Genomic DNA, 21,124 nt, shown 5'->3' on the forward strand with positions numbered 1-21,124 from the left:
GACGCCGCACTGACCGTTGCCGGCCTCTCGGAGTCCCAGCTGCTGGGTCGCATCTTTCCGCGGCTCACGATCCCGCAGCCCAATGGCGGACCGGCGGCGGCGTCGTACTTGCTGCTGGGGCCGGGGGACGACGCCGCGATTGTCGCCGCGCCGGACGGGCGGACCGTGCTGAGCATCGACACCCAAGTGGCGGACCAGGATTTCCGGCTCGAATGGAACAACGGCTACCGGACCACCGGGTACGACGTCGGCTGGAAGGCCGCGGCGCAAAACCTCAGCGACATCAACGCCATGGGCGCCCGGGCCACGTCCGTTGTGGTCAGCCTGACCATGCCGCCGGAGACCCTTGTCTCCTGGGTGGAGGATTTCGCGGACGGCCTCGTGGCCGGCATCAGGGGCCTGGGGGCTCCGGCCTGCGCGGTGGCGGGCGGCGACCTCGGCCGCGGCCGCGAACTGGCGGTCAGCGTGGCGATCCTGGGGACCCTTGACGGCAAGGAGCCCGTCCTGCGCTCCGGGGCCCGGCCGGGGGACACCGTGGCCCTGGCGGGAACAGTGGGCCGGGCCGCCGCCGGGCTGGCGTTGCTGGAGTCGAGCGTCCCGGTGGGCGCCCTGACCGCCGGGCAGCGTTCCCTCCTGGACACCCAGTGCAGGCCGCAGCCGCCGCTCGCCGCCGGACCGCTGGCCCGTGAGGCGGGGGCGTCCGCCATGATGGACATCTCGGACGGCCTGGTCCGGGACGGAAACCGCATGGCGGCCGCCAGCCGCGCGGTGCTGAACCTGGACGCCGCCGCCCTGAAGGAGCTGGCCGCCCCGCTGCTGCCGGCGTCGGAGCTGTTGGGGGCAGACCCGCTGGCCTGGGTCCTCGGCGGCGGTGAAGACCATGGGCTGCTCGCCACTTTCCCGGCAGGGGTTCCGCTCCCTCCCGGGTTCACTGCGATAGGCTCGGTAGAGGCCCCTGCACCAACCGAAAGCACGGGAGTAACGATCGCGGGCAGGCCCGCTGACGCTGTGGGATGGGATCACTTTGCAGACTAAGATTGCCGCCAACGCGCAAGCGATGAAGCGGTGGTTGGGCAAGGCGGAAACCACGCTCGGCAACCACAGCGACCGCCTGAACGCCATCAATATCTTTCCGGTAGCCGACGGCGACACTGGCACCAACCTCTACCTGACTGTCCGCGCCGCGGCCCACGCCGCGGACGCCGCCGTGCCGGGACACCCGGACGGGGCGGCGCACGCGGCGCCGGACCCGACCCTGCATGACGTTGGCGCCGTCCTGGCGCAGGCCGGCCAGGTTGCCATGGAGCAGGCCCGCGGCAACTCGGGAACCCTGTTCGCCGTCTTCCTCTGCGCTGCCGCCGAACCCCTGGCCGGGCACACCCGGATCAGCTCACCCCTGCTGGCTGCGGCCCTGAACCGGGCCCAGATCCGGGCCTGGTCCGCGCTGAGTGATCCCGTGCCCGGCACGATGCTCTCCGTCATGGAGGCTGCCGCCCGGGCCGCGGCCGCGGTGGACTCCGCACACGACGGCGATGACAGCAACCAGACCCTGGGCCTGGCCCTGGACGCCGCCGTCGAGGCGGCCCTGGCCGCCGTGGTCCGCACGGAGGAGCAGCTCGCTGCCCTGCAGGCCGCCCACGTGGTGGACGCCGGCGGCGTGGGCATGCTGCTCATCCTGGACTGCCTCCGCTCGGCCGTGCTGGGCGAGGAGCTCCAGAGCGAACTGCTGGACGGACTGCACGGCTACGACGTCCAGGATCCGCATATCCACGTCGGCATGCCGCGCGACGAAGGTGTCGAAGTCATGTGCACCATTTCCCTGTCCCCGCTGGACGCCGCCATGATGCGCCAACGGCTCGACGAAATGGGCGACTCGGTGATCATGAGCCAGGTCGGCGGCGGCGCTGACGCCGCCGGGCTCTACCGCTGGCGCGTCCACGTCCACGTCCTGGATGCGGACCTCGCCGTCGCGCTGATCCGTTCCCTGGGCGAGCCCACGGACATTTCCGTGAGCGAGCTCGCAGTCCCGCGCGACCCGGAGGCACCGGCCGCCACAGTTGCCGCCACCGCAGCCCCTACAGTTGCCACTGCGCGTGCCGCCGAAACCCGAAACCCCGACGGACATGCACGCTGAACTTGAACTGGGCCTGGAGCGCCGCATCGGCAAGCGCTCCGCGGCCGTCATCGAAAAACACCTTGGCATCACCACTGTCGGCGGGCTCCTGAACTATTTTCCCCGCCGCTACCTCAGCCGCGGCGAGCTCACGCCCATCAGCGAGGTCCCGCTGGACGAGGAAGTGACCCTGATCGCCCGGGTGGTCTCCAACAGCACCCGGCCCATGCGCGCCAGGCGCGGTTCCCTCACCGACGTCGTGATCTCCGACGACGCCGGCGGTGCCGCTTCCACGCGGGCCGCCGGCGCACTGCCGGGCACACTCAAGGTCAGCTTCTTCAACGGGTTCCGGGCCAAGGCCGAGCTGCAGCCGGGCCGGCGCGCCATGTTTTCCGGCAAGGTTACGCGCTACGCCGGATCCCTCGGCCTGACCAACCCGGATTTCCTGCTGCTGGACGAGGACCCCGAAACACCGGGCATCGACCCCGAGAAACTCGCCGCCATGCCGATCCCGGTGTACCCGGCCACGGCGAAACTGACCAGCTGGTCCATCCAGAAGGTCATCTCGACGCTGCTGGACACCGTGGAACTGGAAACCCTCGGCGACCCGCTGCCCGCCGAGATCGCGGCTCGGGAGAAGTTCCTGCCGGTCGCGGACGCCTACCGGCTGATCCACGCCCCGCAAACACCGGCGGACTACCAGCGCGCCCGCGACCGGTTCCGCTACCAGGAAGCCCTGGTGCTCCAGTCGGCCCTGGCCCGCCGCCGCGCCCAGCTCGCCGCCGAGGAAGCGACCGCCCGCCGCCCGGCACCGGACGGGCTGCTGCCCGCCTTCGACCGCCAGCTCCCGTTTACGCTGACCGCCGGCCAGACCGCCGTCGGCAAGACGCTCTCCGATGAGCTCGCCCAGGACTCGCCCATGAACCGGCTGCTGCAGGGCGAGGTGGGCTCCGGCAAGACGATCGTGGCGCTGCGCGCCATGCTGCAGGTGGTGGACGCCGGGGGACAGGCTGCCCTGCTGGCGCCCACCGAAGTCCTCGCCGCCCAGCACTATGAATCCATCCGGCGCACGCTCGGACCGCTCTCCCGGGACGGGATGCTCGGCGGGTTCGGCCCGGACGCCGTCCAGGTCACCCTGCTCACCGGCTCCATGCCGACCGCGGCGCGGAAGCAGGCCATGCTCGACGCCGCCTCCGGAACGGCCGGAATCGTGATCGGCACCCACGCCCTGCTCAGCGACAACGTCTCCTTCTACGACCTTGGCCTGATCGTGGTGGACGAACAGCACCGCTTCGGCGTGGAGCAGCGCGACGCCCTCCGGGCCAAGGCCAGCAAACCGCCGCACCTGCTGGTCATGACCGCCACCCCGATTCCCCGGACCGTGGCCATGACCGTGTTCGGCGACCTCGAAACCTCCGTGCTCGATGAGCTCCCCGCCGGCCGCGCCCCGATCTCCACCCACGTGGTGGGGCTCGCGGAACACCCGGGGTGGGCCACCCGGATCTGGTCCCGTTCGCGGGAGGAGATCGACGCCGGCCACCAGGTCTACGTCGTTTGCCCCAAGATCGGCACGGACGACGACGGCGACTTCACCCCGGGCGAGGCCGAACCGTCCGCCGCGGACCTCGAAGGCGAGAACGGTTCCCGGGAACTCGCCTCGGTCACCGGCGTCGTGGAACATCTTCTGGACGAACCGGCACTCGCCGGGGTGGCTGTGGCGCCCCTGCACGGCCGGCAGGACCCCGTCCTGAAGTCCGAAACCATGGCCTCCTTCACGGCCAACCAGACCAAGCTGCTGGTCTCCACCACCGTGATCGAAGTCGGCGTGGACGTCCACAACGCCACGCTCATGGTGATCCTGGACGCTGACCGTTTTGGCATCTCCCAGCTCCACCAGCTGCGCGGCAGGGTGGGCCGCGGCGGACTGCCCGGAACCTGCCTGCTGGTCACCACCCTGGAGCCGGGCCATCCGAGCCGGCGCCGCCTGGATGCCGTAGCCGCCACCACCGACGGCTTCGAACTGTCCCAGGAGGACCTCAAGCTCCGCAGGGAAGGCGACATCCTGGGCGCCTCGCAGTCCGGCGGGCGCTCCACGCTGAAGCTGCTGCGCGTGCTCGAACACGAGGACGTGATCGCCCGGGCCCGGCAGGACGCCCAGCGGATCGTGGCCGCCGATCCCGCGCTGGCGGGCCAGCCCCGGCTTGCGGCCGCGATCGATGAATACCTGAACCCCGAGAAGGAGGCGTTCCTTGAACGCGGCTAGGACCACGAGCCAGGCAAACACGTCCGCGGGGGTCCGCGCATGAGCCGGATCATTGCCGGGGCGGCCGGCGGCAGCACGCTGAACAGCGTGCCCGGGAACCTGACACGGCCCACCACCGACCGTGTCAAGGAGGCCCTGTTCTCCCGGCTGGACGCCTTCAACGTCATCGCCGGCGCCCGCGTGCTCGATCTGTACGCGGGATCCGGCTCGCTGGGGGTGGAGAGCGGCAGCCGCGGCGCGGACTCCGTGGACCTGGTCGAATTCGACGCCAAGGCAAGCGCCGTCTGCCAGCGGAACGCCGATCTTGTCAACACCGTCACGGGCCGCAAGGTGGTCTCCGTGCACCGCTCCAAGGTCGAATCGTTCCTCGACCGGGCCGCCGGCTCCGCGATCTGGGACCTGGTGTTCCTGGACCCGCCCTACCCCCTGGACGAGCCGGCCCTCGCTGCCGTGCTGGCCAAGCTGGTGCCGCACCTGGGCGAGGGAGCGGTCGTGGTGGTGGAACGGTCGACCCGGAGCCCCGAACCGGCATGGCCCCAGGGCATGGAACGGTTTGCCGAGAAGAAGTACGGCGAAACCCGGCTGTGGTTCACCGAGCCCGGCGTGGAAGCCGCGGACGCTGTGGAAGCCGCGGACCTGGAGGCAGTGGACGCTGTGGACGCAGCGGGCCTGGAAGCAGGGGACTAGCCGGCCAGCGCGTCCAAATCGACGCCGGCGAGCAGCCGGGCCGGATGCGGACCGCGCGCCGTGAGCGCCGCCGTCCAGACCTCCGGCCACGGCCCCTGAGTCCCGGTCAGGATGATGTTCCCGGGGAACCGGCCAGTGAACATTCCGGCCTCCGCGAAGGCCGAGACGTCGGCCATGGCCCGGCGCATGGCCGCGATCTGGCTCCGGACCAGGGTCAGTCCGGGTTCGTCGCCCACGTTGACGATCAACACGCCGCGCGGCGTCAGCCGGGCCGCCGCCTCCTGGTAGAACCCGGTACACGCGATGTGTTCCGGCGCCTCCGGCCCGGAGAAGATGTCCAGGATCACGACGTCGAAGCGCAGGTCCGCCGGAAGCCCGGCGAGAGCGTCGCGGGCATCGCCGATCACCGTGTGCAGCTCGGTTCCCTCCGGCAGGGGCAGCTGCGCGAGCACGAAGTCCAGCAGTTCCCGCTCCAGCTCCACGGCGTACTGAACCGAGCCGGGCCGGGTGGCCTGGATGTAGCGGGCCAGCGTCAGGGCCCCGGCGCCCAGGTGCAGCGCCGTGATCGGCTCGCCCCACGGGGCGGCGAGGTCCACCACGTGCCCGATCCTGCGCAGGTATTCGTAGAAGATGTCCGCGGGGTCGGCCAGGTTGACGTGGGACTGCTCGGCGCCGCCGATGCTCAGCACGAAGCCGCCGTCGGTAAAGGGATCCGGTTCGATTACGGCGTGCTGCCCGGTGGTCCGCAGGAACCGCGAGGCCCCGGGTTGCTGCCCGGCCATGTTCACAGCCTGTCGCGCAAGGTCGCCAGCCGCTCGGCGGCCTCCTCCAGAACGTGCAGCTGCTTGCAGAACGCGAAGCGGAGCAGGCTGCGGGTGCGTTCGGCGCCGTCGGCGTGGCAGAAGACGGGCACCGGGATCGCGGCGACGCCCACGAGGGCCGGCAGCCTGCGGGCCAGCTCCACGGAATCGGTGATCCCCAGCGGTGAGGTGTCCACGTTGACGAAGTAGGTCCCCTGCGGGGTCAGCACGTCGAGGCCGGCCGCGCGCAGTCCCTCGCTGAGGATGTCGCGCTTGTACCGGAGGGTGTCGGCGATGCCGGCGTAAAACTCGTCCGGAAGCCCCAGGCCCACCGCGATCGCGGCCTGGAAGGGCGTGCCGGAACTGTAGCTCAGGAACTGCTTGACCGTCCGGGCGGCGGCCACGAGCTCCTCCGGCCCGGAGAGCCAGCCGATCTTCCAGCCGGTGAAGGAGAACGTCTTGCCGGCCGAGGAAATGGTCAGCGTGCGCTCCGCCGCCCCGGGCAGCGTCGCGATCGGGATGTGCCGCACACCGAACGTCAGGTGCTCGTACACTTCGTCGGTGACGATGACGGCGTCGTATTTCGCGGCCAGTTCGACGACGCGCTCGAGCACCTCGCGGGGGAACACCGCTCCGGTCGGGTTGTGCGGATTGTTGATCAGCACCACCTTGGTGCGGTTGCTGAATGCGGCCTCGAGTGCGGCCAGGTCCGGCATGAAATCCGGGGCCAGGAGCGGGGCGGTGACGTGCGTGGCGCCGGAGAGCCCGATGATGGCGCCGTAGGAGTCGTAGAACGGCTCGAAGGTGAGCACTTCATCTCCCGGACCTACCAGCGCGAGCAGGGCGGCGGCGATGGCCTCCGTGGCGCCGGTCGTGACGATGATTTCGGTCTGCGGATCCGGGTCCAGCCCGTAGAACCGCTGCTGGTGCACCGAGATCGCCTCCCGCAGCGGCAGGATGCCCTTGCCGGGCGCATACTGGTTGGCTCCGGCGGCGATCGCGGCCTGGGCGGCCTCCTTGATCTCCACGGGGCCGTCCTCGTCCGGGAAGCCCTGGCCAAGGTTGATGGCGCCCGTGCTCAGGGCAAGGGTGGTCATCTCCTCGAAGATCGTCACGCCCAGCGAGCCATCGGGGGAGAGCAGGTTGGCGCCGGTTGCGGCGCGCTGCCACGGCAACGGCATGAGGGGGCTCATCGGGTGCCCGCCTTCTCGTCCCGGCCGGTGAAGCTGTCCATGGTGGTGTAGATCCCAAAGACCTTTCCGCCCACGAAGTCCCACGCCCGCACCGGCAGTATGCCCTTGAGTACTTTCCCCAGCGTGGCCATGGCGGGGGCGATCAGCAGCGGCCGCCCGGCGGCCGTAGCGCGCCATGCCCTGTCCACGGCGTCCTCGGGCGTCATGAGCGGGGTCAGCAGGGGACCGCGGGCTCCCTCGAACATGCCGGTGGAAATGTAGCTGGGGCAGAAGGTGGTGACTTTCAGGTGGCCGTAGCCCTGCTGCTCAAGCTCGAGCCGGAGCGAGTCGCTCCAGCCGATGACGGCCCATTTCGAAGCCGCGTACACGCTCATCCGCGGATTCGAGACCGTGCCGGCGGCGGAGGCAACGTTGAGGATCCGGCGCGGGCAGCCGGCGGCGGCCATCATGTCCGGCAGGAACTCCAGGGTGACGTACATGGGGGCGAGGGCGTTGATGTCCATGGTCAGGGCGATGTCACGGTCCGGGGCGTGGTCCCAGAAATACGCGCCGCGGACAATCCCGGCGTTGTTCACCAGCAGCGCCAGCGGCCCCTCGGCCCGGGCCTCCCGGGCGGCGCCGGCAATCGCGGCGCGATCCGCCAGGTCCACCGTGCGGGGGACGGCGCGGGCGCCCAGGGCGGCAACTTCAGCGGCGGTGCCGGCCAGAGCATCGGCGTCGACGTCCCAGAGGATCACCACCCCGGCGCCTTCCCGGGCGGCGCGGAGGGCGTAGAGCCGGCCCATGCCGCTGGCGGCACCGGTGACCAGGACCACGCCGCCGTCCACGGTGAAAGGCGGCGCAGTGACAGGCCGCACAGTGAAAGGAGAAGTCGCGCGATTGTTCGATGCTGACATTCAGCCATGTTATCCCGGGCTGCGGCGCGGATACGGTAGGTTCGGAGCATGAGACGCGCTGTTTGCCCTGGCTCTTTTGACCCCATCCACAATGGACACCTGGAAGTCATTGCGCGTGCCGCGGGCCTCTTCGACGAGGTGATCGTGGCCGTGTCCACGAACTATTCCAAGAAGTACCGCTTCAGCCTGGAGGAGCGGATCGACATGGCCAGGGAAACGTTCGCGTCCTTGCGCGGGATCGTGGTTGAACCCGTGGGGGAGGGTCTCCTGGCCGAGTACTGCCGGCAGCGCGGTGTGTCGGCGATCGTCAAGGGCCTGCGTTCGTCCTCGGACTTCGACTACGAGCTGCCGATGGCCACGATGAACCGGCAGCTGACCGGTGTCGAGACGGTGTTCCTGCCGGCGGAAAGCCACTACCTGCACCTGTCCTCCACCCTCATCAAAGAGGTCTTCGCCCTCGGCGGGGACGTCTCGGACTTTGTTCCCCGCTCCGTGCTGAAACGGCTGGCCCCGGGCGAGCCGGTCCCGAACCGGGCGCGCAAAGTGTAAGCTTGACCGGTACTCGGCGGCCTGCTGCCGGTTGCGGGGCCCGAATCCGAGGCCGCATGTGGTGTGAACCGCCGGCGTGCCCCCGGTTTGAGTCCGTCCGGAAGTTCAGGCTAAGATAGTACGTCGGTCATATGTTCAACAGGAGTTCTCATTAAACGAGATGCTAGTTCGCCCTTGGCGTTCGACGTCAAGGACCTCGGACGCAGTCCGGGAAGCATGCGGACGCTGACGGAACATGTACCCGCGCCAAGTGATCTTGGCGTGGCGCTCATTGGCGTGCAGGAAGGCTCGGATGTCGAGCTGGACCTGCGGCTTGAGGCCGTACACGAAGGAATTCTGGTATCAGGAACCGCGCACGTTGAAGTTACTGGCGAATGCGGCCGATGCCTGGATCCCCTTGCGTATGACCAAGAGGTTGATGTGCAAGAACTTTTCTTCTACGAGGATGCTGTGTTCTCCGATGAAGAAGACGAAGAAGAGCAACGTCGAGTCGAGCACGATCTGATCGATCTTGAGCCGGTGTTGCGGGACGCAGTTGTCACCATACTGCCGTTCCAGCCGGTGTGCCGGGAAGACTGCCAGGGCCTTTGCTCCGAATGTGGAGTGCGCCTGGAAGACGAGCCGGGGCATCACCACGAGGTCGTAGATCCTCGCTGGGCCGCCCTGGCTGACTTGGCTAAGCCTGACCGGCAAAACTGATTTGTAAGTGTTTTTCTAGAGAGAAATGAGTTAGCCGTGGCTGTCCCGAAGCGGAAAATGTCTCGCTCGAATACCCGCGCCCGCCGCTCCCAGTGGAAGGCAACTGCCCCCCACCTGGTGAAGACTGTCGAGAACGGCCAGGTCACGTACAGCCTGCCGCACCAGGCAAAGGTCGTTACCGACTCGGCTGGCACTGCGCTGTTCCTTGAGTACAAGGGCCGCAAGGTCGCAGACGTCTAATCCGCCAACAGGCTGAAAAAGATGTCTTCAACTGAAGAGCTTCTGAAGCGTCTCGGTGTCACTATTGACGCCGGGACGCTTCGTCTTGCGCTCACACACCGTTCCTACGCCTACGAAAACGGCGGCATCCCCACCAACGAACGGCTCGAGTTCCTGGGCGACTCCATCCTGGGGTTCTCCGTAACGGACGCGCTGTATCGTGACAACCCCACGCTGCCCGAAGGCGACCTGGCCAAGCGCCGCTCCGCCGTCGTCAGCACCCGGGCGCTGGCCGGCATCGGCCGCAGCATCGGGCTGGGGGAGTACATCTACCTTGGACAGGGCGAAAAGCTCACCGAAGGCAAGAACAAGGCCTCCATCCTGGCGGACACCATGGAGGCGCTGATCGGCGCCACCTACCTCTCCAACGACATCGAGACGGCCCGGCAGCTGGTCATGCGGCTGGTCGGCCCGCTGTTGAAGGACGCCGCCGCCCTCGGCGCGGGCACCGACTGGAAGACTTCCATCCAGGAGCTCGCCGCCAGCCGGCAGCTTGGGACCATCAACTACGCGGTCGACGGCTCCGGGCCGGACCACGCCCGGACGTTCGAGGCCGTGCTGCGGATCGGCGGCACGGACTACGGCACCGGCACCGGCAACTCCAAGAAAGAGGCCGAACAGGAAGCCGCCGCCGACGCCTGGCGCCGGCTGACCGCCCCGTCCGCGCCGGATCCGCAGCAGCTGCAGTCCCAGACCGGCAGCTAGGCAGCGGCGTTGCCTGAACTGCCCGAGGTCGAGGTGGTCCGGCGCGGCCTGGTGAGCTGGGTGCGCGGCCGGACCATCACCTCCGTCGAGGTGCTGGACCCGCGCTCCCTGCGCCGGCACGCCCTGGGACCGGACGACTTTGCCGGCAACCTTGAAGGCGCGCGGGTCCTGGACGTGGTCCGCCGCGGCAAATTCCTGTGGATGCCGCTGGCGGACACGCCCGCCCCGCCCGGAAACGGTACCCCGGCAGGCGAGCCCGCCCCCGCTGTCGCGCTCATGGCCCATCTGGGCATGTCCGGCCAGCTGCTTATGCAGGACCCCGGCGTTCCGGACGAAAAACACCTGAAGGTCAGGCTGCGGCTCAGCCCGGCCGACGGCATGCCCGAACAGCTCCGGTTCGTGGACCAGCGCATCTTCGGCGGCCTGTTCCTGACCACGCTGATCCCCACCGACGACGGCGGCCCCGGCGGCCTCGCCGAAACGCCGCTGCCGCTCATCGCCGAGGAAGCCGCGCACATTGCCCGTGACCCGCTGGATCCCTGGTTCTCCTTCGAGACCTTCTACCGGCGCCTGCGGGCCCGCAAAACCGGGCTCAAGCGGGCGCTGCTGGACCAGGGCCTGGTCTCGGGGATCGGCAACATCTACGCGGACGAGGCCCTCTGGACGGCGCGGCTGCATTACGCCCGGCCCACCGACACCCTGCGCCGACCCGATGCGCTGCGGGTCCTCGACGCCGCCCGTGCGGTCATGACGGATGCCCTGGCCGCCGGCGGCACGAGCTTCGATTCGCTCTACGTCAACGTCAACGGAGCCTCCGGGTACTTCGACCGTTCCCTGAACGCCTACGGCCGGGAGGGGCTCGAGTGCAAGCGCTGCGCCGCCGCCGGCCGGGTCAGCCGGCTCCTGCGGGAACAGTTCATGAACCGGTCCTCGTACACCTGCCCCGTCTGCCAGCCCCGGCCGCGGAACGGGCGCTGGTAGGGGGAGTCCGGGCGTAGTGCCCGGCCAGCCTCGCCAGGCCCTCGTCAAGCGAAACGGCGGGGGCCCAGTTGAGGAGTTCACGGGTCTCGCGCTGGTCGAACCAGTGGGCGGTGGAGAGCTGCTCAGCGAGGAATCTGGTCATCGGCGGTTCCCCGGCCCGGCCGGACCGGGACCATACCTTCTCCACCACCGATCCCGCAGCCCGCGCGAGGCTGCCCGGCACCGTCCACGACGGCGCAGGGACGCAGCCTGCGGCGCAAATGCCCGCCAGCAGCTCACCGACCGGGCGGGGTTCGCCGTTGCTGACCACGAGCGCCCGGCCGTGGATGTGCTCCATCCGGTCAAGCGCGGCGACGATGGCCGAAGCGGCGTTGTCCACGTAGGTCGTGTCGATCAGGGCCGCACCGGCGTCGAGCAGCGGCAGGCGGCCGCGGCTGGCACGTTCCAGCACCCGTTCCACCAGCTGGGTGTCACCCGGGCCCCAGACGATGTGCGGGCGCACCGCCGTGACCCGGAAACCCGGCGAGTCCGCGGCCAGCGCCAGCAGTTCGGCCTCGGCCTTCGTGCGGGAGTAGTCACCGTGCGCGCGGGCCGGGTCCGCCGCCTCGGCGCCCAGCCCGGCGATGGCGGCCCCGGAATTGGCCACGGACGGGGAGGAGACAAACACCAGCTCCCGCACACCGGCCTCGCGGGCGGCCCGGAGCAGGCGGCGCGTGCCTTCGACATTGACCTCGTCGAACTCCGCGGCACGGCCGGTGAAGGACACCTTCGCGGCCAGGTGGATGACACCCTCGGCGCCGGAGACGGCGCGGCGCACGGCGGCCTCGTCCGCAACGGACCCTTGGAGGTCCCTAGCGCCGTCGACGCCGGAGGGGCGGCGCTGGAACGTGCTGACGGCGTGGCCCTGCCGCACCAGCAGCCGTGCCACCTCCCGCCCGAGCAGTCCGCTCGCGCCGGTGACGAGGATCCTCATGGCGTGCCCGGACGGCCGCCGGCCAGCACCGCCGAAGCCCACCGGGCCAGGCGGCTCCGGTCGATCTTGGCGTTGTGGCGGATGTCGGTCGGCTGGGAGGGGACAGCGAGCACGGCGGAGACACTGACCCCTGCCGCGCGGGCGGCGTCGCGTACGCGGCCCGCCAGCTGCGGCGCGGCAGGACCGGCCCGGCGGACCGGCGGAACGGTTTCGACGACGGCGACGACAGCCTGCGTCCCGGACGGACCGACCCCGACGACGGCGGCCATCCCGACGTCGTCCAGGCGTTCGATGGCCTGCTCGGCGCCCACCGGCGTCACCACGGCGCCCGGGGCCGTCACGACGTGCACGAGGCGTCCTTCCACCCAGAGCCGGCCGGCGGCGTCGAGGTGACCCACGTCGCCGGTGCGGTGCCATCCGGCCGTGCGGACGCTCTCGCGCTGGGTCAGCCAGAGCCGGTCGTAGGCTTCTTTCACGTGCGGGGCGCTGACGAGGATCTCCCCGCTCACTCCGGCCTCCCTGACGGGCTCGTTCCCGGGTGCGGTGCCGTCCGCGGCCAGCGGGATGATGGCCACGCGGGCGCCCTGCACCGGCCGGCCCACGCACACGCCGTTGCCGGCGCCTGCCATGGTTCCGGCGGCGTCGTCGGCCGCGGCGGCACGGATCTGTTCGAGGCTGATGTCCGTGACGGGCAGCGCCTCGGTCATCCCGTACGGGGTGTGCAGCGAGGCGCGCGGCAGCAGCCGCTGCACCTCTGCGAGGAGGGTTTCGGGGACCGGTGCGCCGGCGGAGAGCAGCAGCTCCACGCGCCCCAGCGCCTCGTGTCCGGCCCGGCTCAGGCCGGCCCGGGTGGCCAGGACGTTGCGCAGCGCCGCGGGCGAGGCGAAGACCACCGTGGCGTCGATGGCTGCTGCGGCGTGCGCCAGCGCCCTGGCCGTCAAGGTGCGGGGGGCGGTGACGTCCATGGCGGGCGTCACTGAAACGGCTCCGAGCGCCGGTCCCAGCAGGGCGAACGGCGCGAAGCCCGCCACCAGGCGTGCGCCCGGGCGGATCTCCAGCGTCGCGGCCACGGCATCGCGCATCGCTGCCAGCCGCCGGTGCGTGTAGACCACGCCCTTGGCGGGCCCGGTGGAACCGGAGGTGAACAGCACCGCGGCGGGGGCGCCCGGGTCCGGAACCGGGGCCGTGCCCGGGCGGGGGAGTCCGGGGCTGAGGCCGGCTCCGCGGCGGGCAAGGGCAGCGAGGGAGGTCTCGACGGCGAGGAGCCGGCGGCGGCGGGCCGGCAGGTCCCGCACACTGATGCGCCGTCCCGGCCAGCCAAGTACCGAGGCGGCCGCCAGGGCCTTGTCGATTCCGATGAGGAAGTCCGGGGTGGCGCCCTTCACCGCACGGCTCAGGCCGCGGGTGCCCAGGCCGGCGTCGGCCACGATGACCACCGCGCCGAGCCGCAGGCAGGCGTAGAGGACCACGGTCAGGTCCACGCCCGGGGGAACCATCAGGCTCACCCGGGTGCCGTTCCCTACACCGGCGTCCTGCAGGCCCGCCGCGAGGGCGGCGATGTTCTGTTCGAGCTCCTGCCAGCTGAGCGAGCGGGCGACGCTGCCGTCCGTGGCCATTTCCGCGACGGCGGTATCCTCGGCTGCCGGTCCCGCCGCCAGCTCGGCGAGGGGCGCCCAAAGGGGCGTGACCCCGGCGCCGGGCTCCAGGGGCCCGGCCCCGAATTCCAGCATCGAGTCGTCGGACGCGCCGTCGGCCAGTTCGTTGGCCGGCCCGCTGTCCGGCCCGCACTCCGCAAGCCACTCGAAGACGGGCGCGGCGATGTCCCGGTCTTCCGCGACCAGGTGGCCGGCCCCCTCGAAGCGGTGAACTTTCGCGTCCGGCAGCCGGCCGATGAGGTCCTTGAGGTACCGGTCGGAAAAGATCGGATCGCGCGGGCCCCAGAGCATCAGGGCCGGAACCCCCAGCCCGCGCACCCCTTCCGCGACGCGGCTGAGCGTCGGAAAGCTGGGATGGGACGCGTCGGCGGGAATGTCCGCGACAAAGTTCCCCACGCCGGCGCGGCGGCCGGCGCCGCGGTAGGGGGCCATGAAGGCGCCACGGACATCCGCGGTGAGCGGCGGGCGGGCCAGGGCATGCGTCACGCGCAGGAAGCTGTCCGTCCCCGTCGTTCCCCAGCGGTGCACGGCAGGGTGCAAGGCAAGCCGCAGTGCAGGCGGGATGCGGGCGCCGGAGGGCTGGTGCACGGCCGTGTTGGTCAGCACCACGCCGGCGAGCTGCTGCGGATGGGCCACGGCCCAGCCCAGGCTGATCACGCCGCCCCAGTCGTGGCCGACGGTGACGACCGGCCCGTCCAGGCCGAGCGCCGCGGTGAGGTCGCCCAGGTCGTTGATCCGGTCCTCCAGGCGCCGGAACGTGCCGGTGCGCTCGGAGAAGCCCATGTCCAGCTGGTCCACGGCCACCACGCGCCACGGGTGTGCGGGGTCGGATCCGGCGGCCAGCAGGGTCCGCCACAGGTAGGACCACGTCGGGTTGCCGTGCACGCACAGCAGGGTGCCGGCAGGTGTCAGGCCGCGGCGCGCGAGCTGGGCACCGTTGTCCAGCAGGTGCCAGCGGCGCACGGTGCCGGGCTCATCCGCGGCGGAGGTGGACGCCACATCGATTTCGCGCGACCATTCGGGGTCGACGCCGGGCCAGTCGGCGGCTACCAAACGATTTCCACCATGGCGGTGTTCAGGCCGGAACCGACGCCCATGCACAGCACGCGGTCCCCGGCGGCGAGAGTCTGCGCTTCGGCCGCGAGGGTCATGGGGAGGGAGGCCGGGCCCACATTGCCCCAATGCGGGAACGTGATCGGCACCTTGTCCGGGTCCAGGTCAATGGCGTTGATGATGGCCTGGGTATAGGCATTGCTCACCTGGTGCGTGACGTACCGGTCCATCGAGGCCCAGTCCCACTCCGGCTGGGCCTCGTGCCAGGCATCGACCACGAGCTGCAGGCCGCCGTCGAGCAGGCCTTTGGTGTCGGTGGCCATGCCGTCAATGCTGCCCACGCACAGTTCATGGTGCTCGGTTCCGGCACGCATCACGCCGCCGAGGACCCGGTGCGCCCCGGGGTGCTCGTCCGCCGGGCCCAGGACGGCCGCAGCGGCTCCGGAGCCGAGCGTCAGTGTGGCGAACTCGCGGTTGAAGTCCTCGCGGGTGGTCTCGGGCCGCTGCAGCCGGGCCAGGGTGGCCTCCTGCGTTGGCTGGGCGTCTTCACCGTTGACGATCATCGCGTACTTGATCTGGCCGGAGTCGATCATGTTGGCCGCCAGCGTCATGCCGTTGACGAATCCAAGGCAGGCGTTGGCCAGATCAAAGTTCATGGCCGACGAAGGCAGGCGCAGTCCGTGGTGGATCTTCACCGCGACGGACGGTTCGAGGTTGCGCCGCGTCACGGAGGTGTTGATCAGCAGGCCAATCTCGGACGCTTCGATGCCGGACTCTGCCAGGGCCTTTGCACCCGCCTCGATGGCGGCGTCGTCGAACGATGTCCCGGGGGCCCACCAGCGCCGGTGCGTGATGCCCGCGACCCGTTCGAGCAGTTTCGGGGGGACCCTCAGCCGCCGCAGGGTCGAAGCCAGCCTGCGGTCGAAATCCATGGAACTGACGATCGTCGGAGCTTCGACGCTGCTTACCGAAAGTAGAGCGGTGTTGCTGTGCCGGAATGTTGCATTGCCTACCAATTCAAGCCCCTCTTCATGTCCGTCCTGCGCTCCGGCGGTGGCCGCTCACAAGCCCGAGAGCTTAACTATGCCCCGTGCAGGTCAATTCCCGCATATGCGGCCTCAGCCATCTGCGGCGGCTTCGCGCTGGTTCTGCGCGGAATGGCCGCAGATGCGCAGTAGATTGTAAGTATCCGGGGCCGCCCCGGACCCCCCGTGTCCGTCCGAATCATGCTTTCGCCGGACAGCGGACCAGTCCGCCGACCAGGAGAACCGAAGCGCCTTGCACCTGAAAAGTTTGACCGTCCGGGGATTCAAGTCGTTCGCCTCGGCGACGACCTTTGAATTCGAACCGGGCGTCACCGCCGTGGTGGGCCCCAACGGCTCGGGCAAATCCAACGTGGTGGACGCGCTGGCGTGGGTCATGGGCGAACAGGGAGCCAAGACCCTCCGCGGCGGCAAGATGGAAGACGTGATCTTCGCCGGCACCTCGGGCCGGCCGCCCCTGGGGAGGGCGCACGTCTCGCTGACCATCGATAACAGCGACGGCGCCCTCCCGATCGAATACAGCGAGGTCACGATCTCGCGCACGCTGTTCCGGACCGGCGGCTCGGAATACGCCATCAACGGCGCGGGATGCCGGCTGCTCGATATCCAGGAGCTGCTCTCTGACTCGGGCCTGGGCCGCGAGATGCACGTGATTGTCGGCCAGGGCCAGCTGGACAAGGTCCTGCACGCCACCCCCGAGGACCGGCGCGGCTTCATCGAGGAGGCCGCCGGCATCCTCAAACACCGCCGCCGCAAGGAAAAGACGGTCCGCAAACTCGAAGCCATGCAGGCCAACCTGTCCCGGCTCAGCGACCTCACCGGCGAAATCCGGCGGCAGCTGACCCCGCTGGGCAAACAGGCCGAGGTGGCCCGGCGCGCCCAGAGCGTCCAGTTCGAGGTCCGTGACGCCCGCTCACGGCTCCTGGCCGACGACCTCGTTGCGCTGCAGTCCGCGCTGGCGCAGGACGTGGCGGATGAATCGGCGCTCAAGGCACGCCGCGCCGTCGTCGAACGCGACCTCGAGGCCGGGCGGCAGCGCCAGGCCCTCCTCGAGGGGCTCGCAGCCGAGGCCACGCCCGCGCTGAACGCCGCGCGGGAGAACTGGTATTCGCTTTCCACCGGGCGCGAACGGCTCCGTTCCCTCGGTTCGCTCGCCGAGGAACGCCGCCGCCTGCTCGGCGCCGCGGACGTGGTTCCGGACACCGGCCGGGACCCGGACCAGCTGGAGCAGCAGGCCGCCCGCGTCCGCGACGAGCAGGCCGGGCTGGAACGGCAGATCCTGGACCGCACCGAGGGCCTGGACGCCGCGACAGCCGCCAAACACGGCGCCGAACAGGCCGCCGCCGCCGAGGACAAGCGGCTCGCGGCCCTGCTCCGCGCCGCCGCGGACCGGCGTGAAGGCCTGGCCAAGCTCGCCGGGCAGGTCGGCGCGGCACGGTCCCGCGTCGAGTCTGCCCAGTCCGAGCTCGGCCGCCTCCGCGAATCGCAAAAGGCGGGCGAGGAGCGCCGCCGCCAGGCGCACAGCGAGTTCACGGCCCTGGAAGCGCAGGTCGCAGGGGTCGAGGACGGCGAGGAATCGCTCGACGCCGATTACGAGGCCGCGAGCGAGGCCCTCGAAACCATCATCGCCGAAATTGACGCCCTGAAGGCGGCCGAGCGCGAAGGCGAGCGGGAACGCGGCGCCCTCATGGCCCGCCGCGATGCCCTCCAGCTGGGCCTGAACCGCAAAGACGGCTCCGGGCATGTGCTCGGCGCGGCAGCCGGGGACCTGGCCGACGGGGTCCTGGGATCGCTGGCATCCATGATCACCGTGGATCCAGGATTCGAGGCCGCCGTCGCCGCCGCACTCGGCAGCGCGTCCGACGCCGTGGTGGTCCGGGACCAGCAGACGGCCGCCGCTGCCGTGCGGCTGCTGCGCGCGGACGACGCCGGCCGTGCCGCGCTGCTGCTGGCCGGCCCCCCGGCCGGGTCCCCGCCGCCGGTGGCCGATGCGCTGACGGCCGATGCATTAACCGGCGGCAGCACGCTTCCCGCGGGCGCGCGCTGGGCTGTGGATCTGGTGGATCTTGTGTCGGCTGCGGCACCGGACGCCGCCGGCCTGCCGCTGCCCGCCCTGCTGGCCGGCGTCGCCGTCGTCGAGGACCTGGATGCCGCAGCGCAGCTGATCGCCGCGCGTCCCGAGCTGACCGCCGTGACCCGGACCGGGGACGTCTTCACGGCGCTGACCGTGACCGGCGGGTCCGCGTCGGCGCCGTCGCTGCTGGAAGTCCAGGCCGCCGTCGACGACGCCGCGTCGAAGCTGGCCGCCGTCACGGCCGCGCTCGAACGCAACCGCTTCGCACTCTCCACCGCCCGGACCCGGCGCGCCGAAGCCCAGGACCGTGCCGACGCGGCCCTCGCGAAACTCCACGATTCCGACGCGAAACTCGCGGCCGTCGCCGAACGCCTGGGCCACCTGAACGCGGTGCTGCGCAGCGCCGTCGCCGAAAGTGAGCGGCTGGCCGCGTCCCTGGCCAGGGCTGAGGCCCAGATTGTCAGCGAACAAGGTGCGCTGGAAGCGGTGGCGGCCCGGCTCGCCGCGGCCTCAGAGGCCCCCGCGGAGCAGGAACCTTCCCCGGAGCACCGGGATGCCCTGGCCCTGGCCGCCTCGCTGGCCCGCACGGCCGAGATGGAGGCCAGGCTCGCCCTGCGCAGCGCCGAGGAACAGCTCACGGCCACCCGCAACCGGGCGGCGTCGCTGGAACGGGCCGCCGCCACCGAACGCCGTGCCCGCGAGGAAGCCGCGGAACGGGCCCGCCGCCGCCGGCTCCAGGCCCGGCGCGCCGCCGCCGTCGCCGGCGCCGTGCAGCAGGTCATCGGATTCATCGACGTGTCCGTGGAACTGGCCCGCCGCGAGCGGGACAGCGTCGAGGAACGCAAGGACGCCATGGACCTTGAACTGGCCGGGGTCCGCAGCGGCAACGACGCGCTGGCCCGCGAACTGGCCGAACTCACCGACTCCGTGCACCGCGACGAGCTCGCCCGCACGCAGCAGCGGCTGCGGATCGAGGCGCTGGAACTGAAGAGCGTGGAGGAGCTCGGGCTGACTGCCGGACAGCTCGTGGCCGACTACGGACCGGACCTGCCTGTCCCGGTCCCGGCCGGCGACTCGGCGGACAAATGGGCCGCACTGCGCGCTCCGGTGGACGAGGACGGACGCGAGATTTCCGAGGGCAAGCCCTTCGTCCGTGCGGAACAGGAAAAGCGGCTCAAACGCGCCGAACGCGACCTCGCGGCCCTGGGGAAGGTCAACCCGCTGGCGCTCGAGGAGTTCGCCGCGCTTGAGGAGCGCCACCAGTTCCTCAGCACCCAGCTCGAAGACCTGAAGTCCAGCCGCAAAGACCTGCTGGATATCATCAAGGAAGTCGACGACCGCGTCCAGAAGGTCTTCGCCGAGGCCTTCGAGGACACCTCCCGGCAGTTCGTCCGCGTCTTCGCCCGGCTGTTCCCCGGCGGCGAGGGCCGGCTGGTCCTGACCGACCCCACCGACATGCTCACCACCGGCATCGAGGTCGAAGCCCGCCCGGCCGGCAAGAAAATCAAGCGGCTCTCGCTGCTTTCCGGCGGCGAACGCTCCCTGACGGCCGTGGCGCTGCTGGTGGCCATCTTCAAGGCACGGCCCTCGCCCTTCTACGTCATGGACGAGGTCGAGGCCGCGCTCGATGACACCAACCTGGGCCGGCTCATCACCATCTTCGAAGAACTCCGCGAATCCAGCCAGCTGATCGTCATCACGCACCAGAAACGCACCATGGAAGTCGCCGACGCCCTCTATGGCGTCACAATGCGCGGCGACGGCGTCTCCACGGTGATCAGCCAGCGGCTCAGTGCGGAGATCTAGGCAAACGTCCAGGTCCCGGCACGACGGCGTCCGCGCGCAACAAAAGCGCTGGCCACGGCCCATTTGGGGTTTGTGAGAAGCTAGGGGAGTGAACGATATCCTCCCCATCATTCTGCCCATTTTCGCTGTCCTGGTGGTCCTCGGTGTGCTGATCCCGGTGCTCATGAAGACCCGGAAGAGCGCCAAGACCTACACCGGCCCGCGTGACGCAAACGACCCCGTGCAGGCCCCGGGAGCCGGAACCCTTGTGGAGGACCGTCCCGCGCAGGCGCCGGCACCGGCACGGACCTCGCCGGACGGCGTCGAACTCGAAGAACCAACCCTCGAAGTTCCGGACGACGCAGCCGGGCTGGAAACCGTCCCGGTGGAAACCCCGCTGCCGGTGGCCGGGCGGCTGATGCGGCTGCGCGAGCGGCTCGTCAAGTCCAACAACATCCTCGGCAAGGGACTCCTGGCCCTGCTCTCGGCGGACAAGATCGATGAAGACGTCTGGGATGAGGTCGAGGAAACCCTGCTGCTGGCCGATCTCGGCACCGAACCGACCATGCAGCTCGTGGACTCGCTCCGCGAACGCGTCAAGGTGATGGGCACGCGGGACCCTGAGCACGTCAAGGCCCTGCTCCGGGAGGAACTCATCAAGCTCGTGGATCCGACCATGGACCGGAGCCTGAACGTCGAGCGCCACGGCGACAAGCCCGCCGTCATGATGGTTGTCGGCGTCAACGGCGTTGGCAAGACCACCACCGTGGGCAAGCTGGCCCGCGTGCTCGTGGCCGAGGACAAGGACGTGCTGCTGGGCGCGGCGGACACCTTCCGCGCCGCCGCCGCCGAGCAGCTGGCCACGTGGGGCCAGCGCGTCGGCGTGCCCACCGTGAAGTCGGACATCGACGGCGCGGACCCGGCCTCGGTGGCCTACGAGGCCGTCAAGGCCGGCATCGACCAGGAAGTCGACGTCGTTATGATCGACACCGCGGGGCGCCTGCAGAACAAGGTGGGCCTCATGGACGAGCTCAGCAAGGTCAAGCGGGTCATCGAAAAGCTGGCCGAGGTGGACGAGGTGCTGCTGGTCCTGGACGCCACCACCGGCCAGAACGGACTCAACCAGGCCCGGGTGTTCTCCGAGGTCGTGAACATCACCGGGATCGTCCTGACCAAGCTGGACGGCACCGCCAAGGGCGGGATCGTCGTCGCCATCCAGAAATCCCTCGGAGTCCCGGTGAAGCTGATCGGCCTGGGCGAAGGCGCCGACGACCTCGCGCCGTTCGACGCCGAAGGCTTCGTGGATGCGCTGCTGAACTAGCCCGCACCGTAACAAAAAGAGTGCCCCGGTCCTGTCTGGTGAGTTCAGACGGGAC

Annotated in this window: 17 protein-coding genes; 11 read left to right on the forward strand and 6 right to left on the reverse strand. The window is 70.3% G+C overall.

Annotation, left to right across the window (positions count from 1 at the left end; genetic code table 11):
- The first annotated feature begins 9 nt into the window (after nt 1–9).
- From thiL to rsmD, 4 genes are read left to right on the forward strand one after another with little or no spacing between them, the layout of a single operon-like run.
- Nucleotides 10–1,035, forward strand: a complete 1,026-nt coding sequence (thiL, locus tag AC1DN2_RS01555; protein ID WP_476849016.1) for a thiamine-phosphate kinase — start codon at nt 10–12, stop codon at nt 1,033–1,035.
- Nucleotides 1,036–1,057: 22 nt separating this feature from the next.
- Nucleotides 1,058–2,134, forward strand: a complete 1,077-nt coding sequence (locus AC1DN2_RS01560) for a DAK2 domain-containing protein (protein WP_476849017.1) — start codon at nt 1,058–1,060, stop codon at nt 2,132–2,134.
- The gene (locus AC1DN2_RS01565) at nt 2,124–4,376 is read left to right on the forward strand and encodes an ATP-dependent DNA helicase RecG (protein ID WP_476848943.1); all 2,253 of its coding nucleotides are present in this window, start codon (nt 2,124–2,126) and stop codon (nt 4,374–4,376) included. Before AC1DN2_RS01560 ends, AC1DN2_RS01565 begins: the two co-directional genes overlap by 11 nt.
- A gap of 39 nt (nt 4,377–4,415) precedes the next feature.
- Entirely contained in the window at nt 4,416–5,063 is a 648-nt protein-coding gene (rsmD, locus tag AC1DN2_RS01570; RefSeq protein ID WP_476848944.1) for a 16S rRNA (guanine(966)-N(2))-methyltransferase RsmD, read from the forward strand.
- On the opposite strand, the gene AC1DN2_RS01575 is transcribed toward rsmD, so the two are convergent.
- Genes AC1DN2_RS01575 through AC1DN2_RS01585 form a run of 3 tightly spaced genes read right to left on the reverse strand, consistent with a single transcriptional unit; the run spans nt 5,060 to nt 7,913 of the window.
- Nucleotides 5,060–5,845: a spermidine synthase gene (locus tag AC1DN2_RS01575; RefSeq protein WP_476848945.1), complete on the reverse strand. Its 786-nt coding sequence runs from the start codon at nt 5,843–5,845 to the stop codon at nt 5,060–5,062. The two genes, rsmD and AC1DN2_RS01575, sit on opposite strands and share 4 nt — an antisense overlap.
- A 2-nt stretch (nt 5,846–5,847) precedes the next feature.
- Entirely contained in the window at nt 5,848–7,056 is a 1,209-nt protein-coding gene (locus AC1DN2_RS01580; RefSeq protein WP_476848946.1) for an aminotransferase class I/II-fold pyridoxal phosphate-dependent enzyme, read from the reverse strand.
- Nucleotides 7,053–7,913 carry an SDR family NAD(P)-dependent oxidoreductase gene (locus AC1DN2_RS01585; protein ID WP_476848947.1) on the reverse strand — a complete coding sequence of 287 codons (861 nt, stop codon included), beginning with the start codon at nt 7,911–7,913 and terminating at the stop codon, nt 7,053–7,055. Before AC1DN2_RS01585 ends, AC1DN2_RS01580 begins: the two co-directional genes overlap by 4 nt.
- A gap of 87 nt (nt 7,914–8,000) precedes the next feature.
- Between AC1DN2_RS01585 and coaD the strand changes: the two genes are divergently transcribed.
- The 5 genes from coaD to mutM all read left to right on the forward strand — a co-directional run bounded on the left by coaD (nt 8,001) and on the right by mutM (nt 11,165).
- Complete coding sequence (coaD, locus tag AC1DN2_RS01590) at nt 8,001–8,501, forward strand: pantetheine-phosphate adenylyltransferase (RefSeq protein WP_223916485.1); 501 nt, start codon at nt 8,001–8,003, stop codon at nt 8,499–8,501.
- A gap of 174 nt (nt 8,502–8,675) precedes the next feature.
- Complete coding sequence (locus AC1DN2_RS01595) at nt 8,676–9,200, forward strand: YceD family protein (protein ID WP_079553424.1); 525 nt, start codon at nt 8,676–8,678, stop codon at nt 9,198–9,200.
- A gap of 36 nt (nt 9,201–9,236) precedes the next feature.
- Nucleotides 9,237–9,440, forward strand: a complete 204-nt coding sequence (gene rpmF / locus AC1DN2_RS01600; RefSeq protein WP_009356569.1) for a 50S ribosomal protein L32 — start codon at nt 9,237–9,239, stop codon at nt 9,438–9,440.
- Nucleotides 9,441–9,461: 21 nt separating this feature from the next.
- Nucleotides 9,462–10,184, forward strand: coding sequence for a ribonuclease III (gene rnc, locus AC1DN2_RS01605; protein WP_079553422.1), 723 nt, complete (start codon nt 9,462–9,464; stop codon nt 10,182–10,184).
- Between the two features lie 9 nt (nt 10,185–10,193).
- A complete protein-coding gene (mutM, locus tag AC1DN2_RS01610; protein ID WP_476848948.1) occupies nt 10,194–11,165 on the forward strand; it encodes a bifunctional DNA-formamidopyrimidine glycosylase/DNA-(apurinic or apyrimidinic site) lyase in 972 nt (323 codons plus the stop codon).
- Here the strand turns inward: mutM and AC1DN2_RS01615 are convergent.
- From AC1DN2_RS01615 to AC1DN2_RS01625, 3 genes are read right to left on the reverse strand one after another with little or no spacing between them, the layout of a single operon-like run.
- The gene (locus AC1DN2_RS01615) at nt 11,101–12,138 is read right to left on the reverse strand and encodes an NAD-dependent epimerase/dehydratase family protein (protein ID WP_476848949.1); all 1,038 of its coding nucleotides are present in this window, start codon (nt 12,136–12,138) and stop codon (nt 11,101–11,103) included. The two genes, mutM and AC1DN2_RS01615, sit on opposite strands and share 65 nt — an antisense overlap.
- Entirely contained in the window at nt 12,135–14,846 is a 2,712-nt protein-coding gene (locus AC1DN2_RS01620; protein ID WP_476848950.1) for an alpha/beta fold hydrolase, read from the reverse strand. Before AC1DN2_RS01620 ends, AC1DN2_RS01615 begins: the two co-directional genes overlap by 4 nt.
- Nucleotides 14,840–15,862 carry a 3-oxoacyl-ACP synthase III gene (locus tag AC1DN2_RS01625; protein ID WP_476848951.1) on the reverse strand — a complete coding sequence of 341 codons (1,023 nt, stop codon included), beginning with the start codon at nt 15,860–15,862 and terminating at the stop codon, nt 14,840–14,842. The genes AC1DN2_RS01620 and AC1DN2_RS01625 overlap by 7 nt, the downstream gene beginning before the upstream one ends.
- Nucleotides 15,863–16,124: 262 nt before the next feature.
- Between AC1DN2_RS01625 and smc the strand changes: the two genes are divergently transcribed.
- Together smc and ftsY are read left to right on the forward strand one after the other, a co-directional pair.
- On the forward strand, nt 16,125–19,769 hold the full coding sequence (smc, locus tag AC1DN2_RS01630; RefSeq protein WP_476848952.1) for a chromosome segregation protein SMC: 3,645 nt from the start codon (nt 16,125–16,127) through the stop codon (nt 19,767–19,769).
- Between the two features lie 88 nt (nt 19,770–19,857).
- A complete protein-coding gene (gene ftsY, locus AC1DN2_RS01635) occupies nt 19,858–21,069 on the forward strand; it encodes a signal recognition particle-docking protein FtsY (RefSeq protein WP_476848953.1) in 1,212 nt (403 codons plus the stop codon).
- The last annotated feature ends 55 nt before the right edge of the window (nt 21,070–21,124 follow it).

The organism is Arthrobacter sp. 01L42 (genome assembly GCF_056400005.1).